Annotated in this window: 12 protein-coding genes; 1 reads left to right on the top strand and 11 read right to left on the bottom strand. The window is 26.1% G+C overall.

All coding sequences use genetic code 11. The features are described from left to right. Nucleotides 1–2: 2 nt before the first annotated feature. Nucleotides 3–932 carry a DUF6508 domain-containing protein gene (locus BT993_RS03350; protein WP_072593225.1) on the top strand — a complete coding sequence of 310 codons (930 nt, stop codon included), beginning with the start codon at nucleotides 3–5 and terminating at the stop codon, nucleotides 930–932. Between the two features lie 40 nt (nucleotides 933–972). On the opposite strand, the gene BT993_RS03345 is transcribed toward BT993_RS03350, so the two are convergent. The 11 genes from BT993_RS03345 to BT993_RS03295 form a co-directional block, all read right to left on the bottom strand. After that, nucleotides 973–1,671: a B3/B4 domain-containing protein gene (locus tag BT993_RS03345; RefSeq protein WP_143604251.1), complete on the bottom strand. Its 699-nt coding sequence runs from the start codon at nucleotides 1,669–1,671 to the stop codon at nucleotides 973–975. Continuing rightward, nucleotides 1,671–2,039 (bottom strand): OsmC family protein, encoded by a 369-nt coding sequence (locus tag BT993_RS03340; RefSeq protein ID WP_072593223.1) that lies wholly within the window; start codon nucleotides 2,037–2,039, stop codon nucleotides 1,671–1,673. Before BT993_RS03340 ends, BT993_RS03345 begins: the two co-directional genes overlap by 1 nt. 14 nt (nucleotides 2,040–2,053) lie before the next feature. Then, nucleotides 2,054–2,548 (bottom strand): hypothetical protein, encoded by a 495-nt coding sequence (locus BT993_RS03335; protein WP_072593222.1) that lies wholly within the window; start codon nucleotides 2,546–2,548, stop codon nucleotides 2,054–2,056. Between the two features lie 87 nt (nucleotides 2,549–2,635). Further along, nucleotides 2,636–4,918, bottom strand: a complete 2,283-nt coding sequence (locus tag BT993_RS03330) for a hypothetical protein (RefSeq protein WP_072593221.1) — start codon at nucleotides 4,916–4,918, stop codon at nucleotides 2,636–2,638. Nucleotides 4,919–4,931: 13 nt separating this feature from the next. Next, nucleotides 4,932–6,116 (bottom strand): glycoside hydrolase family 88 protein, encoded by a 1,185-nt coding sequence (locus BT993_RS03325; RefSeq protein ID WP_072593220.1) that lies wholly within the window; start codon nucleotides 6,114–6,116, stop codon nucleotides 4,932–4,934. 13 nt (nucleotides 6,117–6,129) lie between these two features. Next, nucleotides 6,130–7,533 (bottom strand): sulfatase family protein, encoded by a 1,404-nt coding sequence (locus BT993_RS03320; protein WP_072593219.1) that lies wholly within the window; start codon nucleotides 7,531–7,533, stop codon nucleotides 6,130–6,132. Nucleotides 7,534–7,545: 12 nt separating this feature from the next. Further along, nucleotides 7,546–9,765, bottom strand: a complete 2,220-nt coding sequence (locus tag BT993_RS03315; protein WP_072593218.1) for a polysaccharide lyase 8 family protein — start codon at nucleotides 9,763–9,765, stop codon at nucleotides 7,546–7,548. Beyond that, nucleotides 9,762–11,546: a heparinase II/III domain-containing protein gene (locus BT993_RS03310; RefSeq protein WP_072593217.1), complete on the bottom strand. Its 1,785-nt coding sequence runs from the start codon at nucleotides 11,544–11,546 to the stop codon at nucleotides 9,762–9,764. Before BT993_RS03310 ends, BT993_RS03315 begins: the two co-directional genes overlap by 4 nt. A 55-nt stretch (nucleotides 11,547–11,601) precedes the next feature. Next, complete coding sequence (locus BT993_RS03305) at nucleotides 11,602–13,119, bottom strand: extracellular solute-binding protein (protein WP_072593216.1); 1,518 nt, start codon at nucleotides 13,117–13,119, stop codon at nucleotides 11,602–11,604. Between the two features lie 32 nt (nucleotides 13,120–13,151). Further along, nucleotides 13,152–14,030, bottom strand: a complete 879-nt coding sequence (locus BT993_RS03300) for a carbohydrate ABC transporter permease (protein WP_072593215.1) — start codon at nucleotides 14,028–14,030, stop codon at nucleotides 13,152–13,154. A 9-nt stretch (nucleotides 14,031–14,039) separates the two neighbouring features. Then, complete coding sequence (locus tag BT993_RS03295) at nucleotides 14,040–14,936, bottom strand: ABC transporter permease (RefSeq protein ID WP_072593214.1); 897 nt, start codon at nucleotides 14,934–14,936, stop codon at nucleotides 14,040–14,042. Nucleotides 14,937–14,968: the final 32 nt, after the last annotated feature.

Here is a 14,968-nt window from a genome sequence, read left to right as displayed (position 1 = left end):
TTGTGTTAGGAGCAATAATAAATGACATAGTTAAATTTAAAAAAATTACTAAATCTACTTTAATGTCTATAGAAGTTACAAAAGCTTTAATATCTGGATATGGTAACGAAGAATTAACTGAAAAAGAAATAATGAGGGTTATAAATAAAGATAAAGATTTTCTACCCTATGTAGTTTCTGCCTCTGCATGGTTATATAATAATCTAAGAGATGTAGAAAATTATACAGAAATTTCTGCTAAATCAATTACTGATAATACTGAAAGTATTAAAGAAGCTAAAGCTTTATCTGCATCAATTTTTTTAGCTAGAATGGGAGCAAGTAAAGAATACATTAAAGAATATGTTACAGAAACATATAGTTTACATATATTATTTGAAAGTGAAAGTTTTAAAGATGCTTTAAATAAAGATAATAATTCTATAGTTATAGCCGAAGCTTACTATGGAATTGATGATGAGATATATAGCGAGATATCAAAATATTTAGATGAAAAATGTATAGATTTCATAAATAATTATAATGAAACTTTATCTAATTTACGTAATGAAAAAATATCTATGATGAATAAAATATTAGAGTATAAACCATATTTTGATAAAAAAGAAATAGTTAGATGGTTACCTACTAATAATAGGAAAACACCTGAATTTTTTGCTGATTATGGTCAAGAAGTTAATGATTTAATAAGACTAATTAATAATCCATATTTTATAGACTTTAAATATACCGATACAATACGTAGACTTAAAATACACTCATTTAAAGAGGCTATACCTACTGCAAATATTCTAGGAATTAGAGCCATGCTTACAAGTATTATTAGACGTGAAAGATTTGGAGTTGGAACTATAAGTAGAGCTATTGCTGATGGTCTAATTTCAGCATTACTTGAAAGATATCAAGAAATATTAAACGATAGAAATATATAAAGTTAAAGGGGCTTCTCATTTAGTAAAGGCCCCTTTAATTTTAATTTATTTCTCTATTATCCTTATCTAATACAAAAACTTTAGTTTTTGCATTTAAGTATTTTTGTACATTTTCTGAAATTTCATTTAAAGCATTATTAAATTCTTCTTCTCTACTATTATCTATAAGTTCAATAATTAAGAAAGCATTTTTTGTTTTATCTGTTACCATAGTTCTCTTTCCATCTCTCCAGTTAAAACATCTACATACAGCTCCTAAATCATCTTTATAACATAATTCTCCCTGTAATGTAGGGCTATTTTTATCTTCTCCTATTAAATAGAACTCATCTTCTCCCTCAGTTATACCAAGTCTTAATGTACCTTTAAAAGTATCACTATCTTCTGCACCACATGGCATTGCATATTTTAATGAAATTGTATTATATATATCTACAAGTGGATTAATACTAGAAACTTCATTCCCTTTTTCTACCCTTTTAAGCAATGCTTCTATAGAAGATCTTACACCTTTTTTTGTTTTAAACTTTTGATATGCTTCTCTCCAAACTGATATAACTGGATTTTCACTAAAATTATCTTTAATAAAATATTTTTTAGCTTCTCCATTTGCTATCATAAGAGCTTCTTTTATTTCTTCTAAACTTTCTCCCTCATTATTCATATCTTCTATTAAAACTATTCCTAATTTTGAATTTGGAAAAAGTTCCCAATAACTTTCTTCTGCAATAAATTTCATTATACACCTCTTATATTTTTTACTATTTTAACTTCTTTTGACATCATTTTATGTACAGTACATTTTTCTTCAACAAAAACAAGTATTCTTTCTATTTCAGCTTCACTTACCTCTGTATCTAATTTAATATCCATTTCAATATTCATTCCGTCAATTTTTGATTCAACTTCAACTTTAACATCTAACTGCATAGTTGAAAAATACAATCTAATCACCATTATTATGCAACCAACTAATGCTGAATTTAAAAGTCCAACTGGACTTGTACCTATAGGATTTAAATTCTTATAATCCATATTATACACACTACCATTAGTTTCTGTTGTTACTTCATAACCTTTAATACTCTTACCTTTTGTAATATACATTTCCCCTCCAAAATTTATTTTTTAAGTTCTATTTGAATTAAATGGAATAGATAATTATATAACTCTATATCATATATAGGAGTTAATTTTGTATGCCCTTTTGAAGTTCTAAAATCAAGTGCTAATACATCTAATATTCCAATTCCATCTTCCTCTTTATATTGCTCACTAACTAATAATCTTACTTCTACTGAGTTTTCTCTTTCAGTAAATGTAGCTTGAATAGTATTATTTTTAAATGTTTTAGAACCTATAAGAACATTAAATGCTTCATCACTAGTTTGTACTTCTGAATAGCCTTTAATAAATCCAGATTCTAAATCAGCTGAAATAATATTATATTCTTGATTAGCTATCATATTCCTTGTTGCAAAAAACACATCTTTCATAGGCTTGTTATATACCCTAGTTGTAATAACTTTTATCTCTTCTGGACTAATTCTAGGACCCGTACTACATGAAACCGTAAAAATTAATAGTAGAAATAAAAATCCAAATATTTTTTTCATTTTTCCCTCCTAATATATTATATATTTTAAATATTATACCTTAATTTTAGTAAAATTAAAAGAGAGTAAATATTTACCCTCAAATAATTACCATGTATATTTAATATTTAATCCTATTTTACCCTCAAAGTTCCTAAAATTAAATTTCTTATTAGCCTCTGTATCCTTAATAGCTTTTTGATATATTTCAAGTTTTTTCTTTCTTTCTGGTGTTCCATTAGCTTCATTATCAAGTTCAGCTTTCTTTTTCTTTAGTTCATCAGCATAGGCTTTAGAATTATATTTATAGTTTTTAAAATCAAATACTCCCTCTATATATGGTATAAGTTGTAATCTACCTCCTAATTCTCTAATAACAAGTGAAAATTTAGGAGTCATTCTATAGGAATGTAATGTATTTATTTCACTTTCTATTTTATTAATATTAGGTAAGTTTTTAAGATAAGAATCTTGTCTACTCGGATCTAGTTTTTCAGCGAACTTATCTATAGCCGTACTCTTATTATCCTTATATTTCCCAGCACCATAAGCTTTTATGAAATCTCTCGTAACTTTATAGTATTCTTGTTGTAAAAAATTATACCCATAAGTATTATTTAGACTAAATACAGTATTAATTTTTCTTGTAACTGCATATCTTAATTCAAAATTTAATTTAGATAATACTGAATTTACTATATTATCTTTTTCTTTATTATCTTTCTTATCTATACGACCCTTTTCTCTATATAGATTATAGTACTGAAGTTCTCCAAGTACTGTTGTTTTAAATCTTCTATAACTATTTTCATATTTTAAACTAGAATCCAAAAGAAAATTATTAAATAATTTTCCATCTTTTTTAAATCCTTTTGTATCAAAATTAGTATAATTATATAGTCCTAATTTTAAATCAACAACATTATTATCTATTGTATATTTTTTATCATTAGACAGTACAGCAAATATACTATTATCTCCCTTACCAGTTCCATATTTAACTGCATATCTTAAATCTATAGAATGGTTTGAATCATCATTTTTATACCAAAAGCTAGGACCTATTAACAATTCATGTATAAATTTAGTTTTATTTAATTTTTCTACACCTATAGCATATTTAAGATTAAATCTATTTCCAATATTATTCTTTGTATCAATTAAAACTACAGTTGTATCAAAAGTGTTTTTAATCTTTTTAATGGTAAGATTAGAATTATTTTCTGATAATAAAGTATATTTAAAATTAAATCTCTTATCAAAATTATTATATACATTACTTAAATTTATTCCTGCACTAAAAGTATTTTTAAATTTAGTAATAATCGGTTTATTTTTAAAATTATGTTTAAGTTCTAATTTATCTTCAAAGCTAGAAACTATTTTTGTTCTATCCTTTTTATACTCTAAATCAATTTTAATTTCTGGTTTATGTTCATAATTTCCATTCTTACGTGCATCAACTATAGCCTCATAATTAACCTTTGAAAAAAGTTTTAAATCATTTATATTTGAATTTCTATATTCATTTAAAGACTTAAATTTAAATTCATTTATTTTAGATAATTTCTTAGCTTCAAAATATATTTCATTATTTAAATTTTCATTAGATGACAATTTAGTTGATAAATTAAATATAGATTTTAATCCACCAAATTCTTTTATATTTTTTTTATTTATTGTATATGTATTATCTGTCTTTAAAAAAGTTTTGTTTGAAACTTTACTAGATGTTTTAATAAATCCCTCATACTTATGAGTTCCAAGTTTCATATTATCACTAGTATATATAGACCCTAAAGTTAAACTAGTTTTTCTATTAACTCTTCCACTTAAAACAGCAGAAATTATAGTATTTTTATCAACATCTAAACTATATCCATTCTCTTTTAAATCATGTTTTTTCCCTCTTGTTTTAATATGTTCAGTTATAACATTTTCTAATACTTTTTTACTTTCAATCCTTTTATATTTATTATTATTAGTATTTTTTTCTTTTTCTACTAATTTCTTAGTTACAACATAACCTTTTTTATGTCCGACTGTTAAAATCAAATCAAAATTATCACTTATTGGAGCATCTAATCTTGCACCAAAATAGTATTCTGATTTATCATCTCTTTTCTTTCCCTCTTTTTTATTCTGTGAATCAATTCCACCAAAAAGAAAAAGATTTTTGTTTTCATAGAAATACATTCCACTTTCTAAATTAAAAATAACATTTTGAGATAATGGTTGTCCAATATTCTTAGTCCTAACACCTTTAACATCATACTCAAATTCTTTTAATTTATGTACATATTTCAAATCACTTCTTAAAAATCCACCTGTAGTAGCATAATTTACTTGCGATAACATTCCTAGTAACGATAAAAAGACTAACTTTTTCATATTTTTATTCTCCTTACCAATAAATATTCCATTCTGGTTTTAATAATCTAATTATAGCTTCCATGTAGAAATAATCTCCCCATATACAACTTTCTCCAACTCCAGAATTATGTGGTTTTGAATAAACAGCTTCTTTTAATAGGGCATTTGAATTAATATCTTTAGTTGTGTATTTCTCTATTAATGATTTCATCATTGCCATTGCAGAGTTATAGTAAATCTGTTTATCAGGGTCATCATCTGATAAATATTTATTCATTTCTAAAATTCCACAAATAGCTATAGCTGATGAAGAACTATCTCTTTCTTCCATATCTTCTGGTTTAAAATCCATATCCCAATAACACACATTATCTTTAGGTAATTTATTTAAAAAAGTATTAGTTACTTTCTTATATATATCTATAAATTTTTTATCTCCTAAATATTTATATGCTAAAGCAAATCCATATACTCCCCAAGCTTGTCCTCTTGCCCAAGTTGAATCATCTGACTTACCTTGTGCAGTAACACCTTTTAAAGGTTTACCTGTTTCAGTATCAAAATAGAAAGTATGGAAAGTCGTACCATTATCTCTAATTATGACCTTAGAAACTGTTTCTAAGTGTTTAGTTGCAACCTCTCTATATTTATTATCCCCTGTAACATCACTTGCCCAGAAAAGTAATGGAACATTTAAATTACAGTCTATAATTAATCTATAATCTTCGGGTTTATCTAAAACTCCCCAAGCTTGAATGAATTCCCCTTTTTCTCTATATCTTCTAATTAAAACATCAGCAGCTTTAATTGCTGTTGTTTTTGCGACATCAGAATTAGTTATTTTGTAATTTGCAACAACTGATGGAATGTATAAAAATCCTAAATCATGATGATCTACAGCTATATTATTGTCTATTCTTTCCTTATATGTCTTTAATTGATAATCTGCAATTTTTTTATATTTTTCTTCTAATGTAATCTCATATGCAAGCCATAATATACCTGTCCAAAACCCACTAGTCCAATCGTCCCATTCACCACCATTTAATATAGCTGGATAAATATTATTGACACTTGATGGTCTAGGAAAATGATTGATAAATACATTACAATTTTCATCAATTTTTGTTAATGCTTCATGTAATCCTCTATAAATTATTTCATTTTTTAATTCTATTTTTTCAAATTTTTCTCTTACTTCTTTTAACAATTCCATAAATTCTCCTTATTTAAAATCCGTCATTATGTTCTTTTAACCATTTTTCTAAAACGGCATTTAATTCACTTGCAATTTTATCTTCACTAATATTTTTAATAATTTTAGGATTAAGTTGATAAATGTCTTTTACATTATCGTATAATAAAGTTTCAATTTCTCTACCAGGTTCATACCCCTTATTAATTACAAAAGTATGTTCTCTACTTTTAACTGCACGCCAACCAAAATCAAGATTATTTAAATTTTCTTTTTTAAATTTCTCTATAGACTTTATTTGACCTGGATATGCAGCAATTATTGCTTTATTATCTAAATCTTCTTCTAAATTAGTTATTACCTCTTTTAAATTTTTTCCCTCAACAGTTTTTGGTATTTTTAGTTCTAATAATGATAATAATGTTGGCATTATATCTACACCACTTAATACACTTTCAGTAATTCCTTTATTATCACCAAACTTAATCATAAATGGCACTCCTATAGATTCTTCATACCATACATGTTTACTCCATAAACCATGAGAGCATAACATTTCTCCATGATCTGCTGTAAGAACTATTATACTATTTTCATATAGATTATTTTCTTTTAAATATTCTATTATTCTACCAAGATTTTCATCTATACCACTTATTGCAGCATAATATTTTCTAAGTGCATCTTGAAATCCATCTTCTGTAAAATTAAGAGGTTCTGGCATAGATTCTGTATGATCTATTACATTATTTAATATTACATTATCACTTACTCTTAATTTTTTATCTTTATAAAGCTCAACATATTTTTCAGGAACTAAATCAAGAGGTGTATGAGGTGGATTCCATGATAAAAATAAGGCAAATGGTTTTTCTTTATTTTTACCTAAAAATTCTATAGCCTTATCTGTTTCATGCTCAACTGACCATTTATCTATTTCTATCATTTCACTACTATTTTCCCAATAATGTGGTTTTAAATGATTATCATATGCTCCATATGAATACCAGTAATCTATACCGTGTCTTTTTTTACCTGGTGGAGTATAGGCATCCCAATTTCTTGCACCTGATTTTGGTTTTTCTTCAACATTTTCTTCAGGATTATCTAAATGCCATTTACCTATATATCCAATATAGTAATCATTTTCTTTTAATACATCTGTTATTGTTATTGATTCCTCTTTTAGCCATACATCATAAAGCCCTGTTTTACAATTAGTCCATACCCCATGAGTTGCTGGATATGTACCTGTAAGTATACTTGCTCTACTTGGAGAACATAAAGGTCCTGTACTTACAGCATTAGTAAAGACTAATGATTCATTAGCAAATTTATCTATATTAGGTGTAATTACATCTTCTGTACCTACAAAACCTGCTGCATTTCTTCTCCATTGATCTGCAAAAAGAAAGATTAAGTTATATTTCTTATCCATAAATATTCCCATCTATTTTTTAATTAAATTTATTGTTTTACTCATACCATTTTTATCTAATTTAACAGTGATTATAGTTTTATTATCTTTATTCATAACTGAAAAATCATTACTTGTATAATAACCATCTAATACTATTTTAGCTTCTAATAATTTATGATTAGGATCTGCTATAGTTAAACTAACATTAGAACCATTTACCTTTCTAATTAATGATATAGCATTATTTATTTCTATTCCATCAAAGTATAGTTTATCTGATTTCCAAGAATTAATTGCTAATATATTATCTTTTTCTATAATATGTGCAACATCATCTAATCTCTTTATTGAAACTCCTTTTACTTCTTTATCAGAAACAGCATAAGCATATTTAGCATCTGTTGGATTATTTCCATGATTAATTATTAATTCCACAAATTCTTTAGTGATAGGAGTGTCTTTTTTACCTCCTATTTTTTTGAAACTTCCTGTTCTTTGAACTATTTCTTTTTCTATATTAGTATCCATTAAAGCTGTGTATACTATTTTTTTTGAACTCTCATTATTGATTCTATTATCAACAACTGTTATTATTTCTCCATCAGTACTTTTAATATTTGAACCAATTGCAACCATAATTCCATCTAATAGTAAATAGCTTTTCTTAGCTTCTGTTAAATTATTCCAAGAAATAAAGTCCATACCTATAAAGGCTTCACTTCCAGTATCAGCTCCACCAACCCATGTTTTAGGGCTTAAATCTTTAGGTAATCTTCTTTCACCAGTTGAAATTGCCCTTTTATTTGTACTTTCTGTAGTTCCTGATAATCTAAGTGGATTTACAGTTGGCCAATACTCTACAAAATCAGAAGAATTATTAGTATAAATATATGTCATTCCATCTCCAGTATACCAACCTCTTAAATTTTCCTTATTCATAGTTTCATAATTTGCTATTCTATTTGAGTGCATAGACAATACAAACTTCATACCATTTGACCCTATACTAACTGCTCTATCCATATATGAAAATACTTTAGTTCCATTAACCTCTAAAGGTTTAATATTTTTATCTTTTACTATTTCATTTAAGATATTTGCTATTACTAAATTATTAACAGTATTAGGCATATATTCTAAATTATTATCTAATATTGCTTTTTTAACTATAGATTCAATTTTACTTCTATATTCACCACTAGCACCACGTGAAATTAAAGCAAGTGAATTAATAATAGGTTTAGCTCTCAGTAAATCATTTGAATCATCTCTACTTATAGATCTACCATTAACTGAATCATTAATTCCTCCATTAATTAATAAATAAGAATATCCATTTATTATTACATCATAAATATTAATAATACTAGGGTTATTTATTTCAAATGAAGTATTACCTGTTAGGTATATAAATTGTGAAAGACCATTTAATAATACTTGCCCATAAGTCCCACTATATGCTACATTTTCATGTTGTATAAATGAATGGTCTTTATAGAATCCATCTTCTTTTTCAACATATTCTCCAACTACAGCAACTGAATTTATTGCTCTTTTAATTTCAGAAGCATTACCCTCTAATATTCCTCTACCATAAGTTACTAAGGCTGTATCCATTCTATTTCCACCTTTTGAAACTCTCTTATTAGGGCTAGTTGAAGTTCTTGCAGCAGGTGATGCCCCTGAAAATTCTGGATCTGGTTGGAAATAATGTGAAGCTTCTAAAAGACTATCTGCAATTTCCTTTTCTATTATTTCTTCTCCAATAATTAATATTTCATTTAATGTTTTAGGTATACCAATTTCCCATTCCCACCAGTTTCCTTTTTCCATGGCTCCTTTTACATATCCTCTTTGAGATATTATTTCAAGACCAATGTTTATCATTTCCTTTACTTCTTTATCTCCATAAACTTTAGTATCTGGAGTAAGATATGCCTTTATTAAACTTTGTATGTCTTTTAAAGATTTTAATACATGAGGTCCACTACTCATATTTTGATAATCTCTAAATACATAATCCTGTGTTTCATAAACTCTCATTCTATTTAAGATATTTTTTGAGCTTTCATTTAACTTTTGTATATTTTTTTCTTTATTTTCTTTAGATATTTCTTTTAAAGAGATATCATGAGGTACACTTAAAAGAAATTCTTTCCATTTTAATTTCATACCTTGTATTTCTTTATTTTGATTATTAAAACTTAAAATTCCTACAATTAGAGCTAAAAATATTATTATTTTTTTCATTTTAAAACCACCTTAAAATTTTTATATAAAGGATTATTTTGAATATATGAAACATTTTGTTTTTCTATACTATCTTCATTTTTACAAAAAATCTTATATTCTTTATCTCCCGAAATAATTTTACAAGAATATACTTTATTATTGCAACATATTTCTTCAAATTGTATATTTTTATTTAATATCTTATGAATTATTTGTACATTATCAGTAAAATTGTATTCTAGTTTAACAAACTTACTTTTTTCTTTTTCATTATATCTACTACTATATATTCCCTCATTCATCATATATTCCCCTACATTTAAATATATATGTTTATTAAGTAATAGTCTTTCTTTTTCCTCATCTATTTCTAACTTAGGATGAAAATGATAATACATTTTCAAATTATGTTTACCCTTAGAATATATTCTATTTATTATTATTACATTATCCTCACAAAGTATAAACTTTCTTTCAATATATGAACTAGTTTCTATATCAAATACATTCATTTTAATACAAACTACACCCTTATCTTCTACTCTACTTATGGGACTTATTAAAGGATATTTACCAGTATATTCCCATGAATCTTTAATCTCTAAAAATTCTTTATTATCAAGTACTAATGTATTATGAGCAGAAGCACTTTTCAAATATTTCCTATATTCATTATCTAAATATGTATATCTTCCATTATCAACTAACATTTCTACATTGTTGAAATAGTTAAAATGAAATAAATCAACATGTAAATGACCAGAAGTCATATTAGTTAAATAACTACTAAAAGAGTAATTGTTGTTTATAAGATGATAATATCCACTTTCTTTTAATAAATACTCTCTTTTTTTATTTTCAACTTTTTTTAATATGTATCCATTAACATAATCTCCTGCAAACATATATGAAGTTTCTTTTAAAGCATATTCTCCCTTTATTTTTAACACTGCATTTGCCATTGACAAAATATCTTCAACATTATCATCATCACTATCACCAAAATTAATTTGTTTAAAATTCGGATAATGTAATTTTTCTGCTGATTTAAGCATTTTCTTTAAGTATTTAGTAAATAGATTTCCTTTAATATTAATATTTTTTTCTACCATAACTATCCATACAGTATAAATTAACATTTGATAATGGTATGTCATTGATTTTTCTATATGTAATCCATCATTATCTATTTGTGTTTCAAGTTGTATTTTCATATATTCTTTTGCTTTTTTAGCATACTCTTTATTATACATCAAAGCAAAAGTATATACTCCAGCCATCTGTATATATCCCCAATTACTATGATAGTATTTTTCTAAAAATGAATTAAATAAATATATACAAGTCTTATCTAAATGATTTACTATAATATCTTCTTCATTTTTAGTAATGTATTTTAACTCTTTTAAATATATTAAAGCTTTAAGTATATTTATTATTCTTATTCCACTATCTAAAGTTCTTGTGCTTAATTCATATTTTAAATTCTTATGAGTATTAATAAAATCAAAAATTATTTCTTTTATCTTATTTAAATATTTTTTATCTTTATTCTTTTCATAAGCTAGAAATAGAGGGTCAAAATAGTTCATTCTACTTCTCATAAATATCCATTCTTCATCATCATTTACATATTTATTCCAATCTTTTGGAATAGTAAAATATTGTGAAGTTCTTTCCATATCCCATGGATGAATAAATTTAAGTCTATTTTCTAATATATTTTCTGCTTGCTCTATATACATATCTACATTAAAATTACATAATACATAGTTAAAATTCTTACTAAAGTTAAACACATTAACCTCCACTTTTAACTAAAGGGAGAATTACTTCTCCCTTTATTATTTAACATTATTTATTAAAATTCTTAAGTGCTTCATTTTGAATTGTTTCAGCTTTAGATAATCCTAAATCTTGTAATCTCTTAATGTATCCGTCCCATTCCTTATCTACATCTCCAGAACCTAAAATCCATTGTTGAGCTTTTTCTTCAACAACTGCTCTTAAAGCTGTATCTATAGAAACGAATTCTTTTGATTTTTCTTTAGTATATTTAAGTATTGGTAACTCATCTAATACTACATCATTATCCATATAGTATTTGTATCCTGCTTTAGCACTTTCAGAAGCCCAACCTAATTCATATTGTGCATCTTGGAATGCTCCTAATCTATATTGTGCTCCAACTCCCCTTAATACTGCAAGTGGAGTTTTTCCATCAGGATCTTTAAGTACTTTATCTGTAAATACTGGTTTACCATCAACTAATGTATATTCAGAACCCTCTATACCAAAGTTCCATAATCTTCTACCTTCAACTGAATACCAGTAATCAAAGTATTTAATTAATAAAACTGGGTCTTTAGCATCTTTAGAAATTCCCCAACCACCTAAATATGTAGTTCTTGAATGTCTTGTTTTAGCATTTCCATTTAATTCATAAGGAAGAACTAATTTAAGATTAAATCCAGGGATTTTATCTGCTAAACTTCCATTATATGAACTAGTTGAAGCTATCCAGTCATCTGTTGCTCCACCTAAGTTATTTGATAGTAAGTAATCTCTACTTTCTAATCCTCTTGTAAATAATTCCTCATCTATTAATCCCTCTTTATACCATTTAGCTAATTCTTTAATTGCATGTTTAAATTCATCTTGTGCAGGCCCATATTTAACCATTCCATTTTCTTCATACCATATAGGTGAAGCTTTGAATAAATCAACTAATGAAGTTAAAACTTTTCTAACATTATTAGCTCTTACGAAGAATGGAACTTCATCTTTTTTACCATTTCCATTTGGATCTTTTTCTCTAAATGCTTTTAATGTAGTATATAGTTCATCTACTGTTCTTGGTTCTTTTAATCCTAATTTATCTAACCAATCTTGTCTAATGAAATATCCTTGAGAAACTTTTATATTAAAGTAATCATAGTAATTAGGAATCATATATATATGTCCATCAACTGCAACTGCATCCTTTTTATATCTTGGATTTTCTTCAAAGAATTTCTTTAAATTTGGTGCATGTTTATCTATTAAATCTTCTAGTGGTATTAATCCACCCTCTATACCTAAGTTTTCTAAATCAGCTGATAATTCATATGAAACAATATCAGGTAATTTACCCTCTGTAAGCATTAAGTTGTATGCTTGAACTTGATCAGTTTGATTTTGAGAAGCAACATTTACTAATTTAATGTTAGTATCTTGTTCAGCTTTTACAAATACAGGTAATTTTGGATCTAACGCTTTACCTAAGTGCATCGCAAATATTGTTGTTTCTTTTGATCCTGTAGTCGATTCTTCTTTTTTTCCACAACTTGCTACTACTAGTCCTAAAAGTCCTAGTGCTAATAATTTTTTCATAATTTCCTCTCCTTATATATATATTTTGTTAATTATCCTTTTACTGCTCCAAGTGTTACACCTTTTCTAAAGAATCTTTGTATAAATGGATATGCAATCAACATTGGTAATATTGAAATTACTATTATTGCATATATTATTGATTGTGGTGATGTTAAACTCTCTGGTGTAATTAATTGTGCTGCTTCACCACTAGACATCTTATCCACTATTAATTTTTTTACAAATACTTGTAAAGGGGCTTTTGAATCATCTCTTAAAAGTATCATAGTCCAGAAATACCCATTCCAACGAGATATTGCATAAAATAGTGAAACCGTTGTAATTGCTGATGTTGATAACGGTAAATATATGTTAGTCATTATTCTAAATTGACTTGCACCATCTATTCTTGCTGATTCTTCTAAAGATCTAGGAACACTTTCAAAGAAAGATTTTAATATTATTACATTAAATGTATTAATTGCAAATCCTACTATTATACCTGAATAACTATTTATCATACCTAAATCTCTAAAATTTAAGTATTTAGGTATCATTCCAGGATCAAACCACATAGTTACTATTACAAGCATTATTATTGCTTTTCTAAACTTTAAATCTGGTTTAGATAATACATATGCACCACTAATGGTAAATAGCATATTAACAAATGTTCCTACTACAGTTATAAATATACTATTTGCATATGCTCTCCATATTCCTGTAGTTTTAAAAGCTGCTATAAAAGATGATATGGTAAATCCTTTAGGAAATAGTGTAACTTGTCCTGTTTCTAGTAAAAATGGATTACTAAAAGAAGCAGAAAATACATACACTATTGGATATAGGAACATAATTGCAAAAACTGTTAATAAAAAGTAATTTATTACATTAAATACTTTTTCATCTGTACTCATTCTTATCTTCATCTATATCACCTACCATATTCCTAAATTTGCTACTTTTTTACTTATAGTATTTGCTGTATATACTAGAAGCATAGCTATTACTGCATTAAATAATCCTACTGCTGTTGCTAAACCAAAATCTTGATTTATTACTCCAGTTCTATAAACATAAGTACTTATTACATCTGCTGTTTCATAAGTAGCTGGTTGATAAAGTAATAATACTGTTTCAAAAGCTACACTTAACATAGAACCTATTTTTAAAATTAACATTACTACTATAGTCGGCATTATACTCGGTATAGTAATATTTATTAATTGTTGTAGTTTTGATGCACCATCTATTTTTGCTGCCTCATAAAGTTGTTCATCTACTGCCGTTAAAGCTGCTATATATATGATTGCATTAAATCCTGTATTCTTCCATGAATTTAATCCTACAAATATTCCTCTAAAATATTCTGGTTTAATCAAGAAATATATTTTTTCAAATCCAAGTTTTTGTAATATTATATTTATTACACCTGTATTTGGTGATAACATATTTATTGTAATACCTGCTGCAATAACTATAGCTATGAAATATGGTATAAATGAAGCTGTTTGTACAAAAGTTCTAAAAATTTTATTCTTAACTTCATTTAACATAAGTGCTATTAATATTGCTAAAGGAAATTCTATTAATAATGAATATACATTTAACATAAGAGTATTTTTTAAAGTTCTATAAAACTCTGGTGATGTTAAAAACATTCTAAAATGCTTTAGTCCTACCCAAGGACTACTGGCTATTCCTTTAAATACACTATAATCTTTAAACGCTATTAATAATCCATACATAGGTTTAAACATAAATAGTACATACCAAATAATAAACGGGAGCATTATCAAATATAGTGATATTTGATCTCTATTAAATTTTTTCATTTATTTCACCTACAAACTTATGTTTTCTTCTG

The sequence above is a fragment of the Streptobacillus ratti genome, from assembly GCF_001891165.1.
GTDB lineage: Bacteria > Fusobacteriota > Fusobacteriia > Fusobacteriales > Leptotrichiaceae > Streptobacillus > Streptobacillus ratti.
The sequence above is the reverse complement of the archived record's forward strand: the minus strand, read 5'-3'. Positions and strand labels throughout refer to the sequence as shown.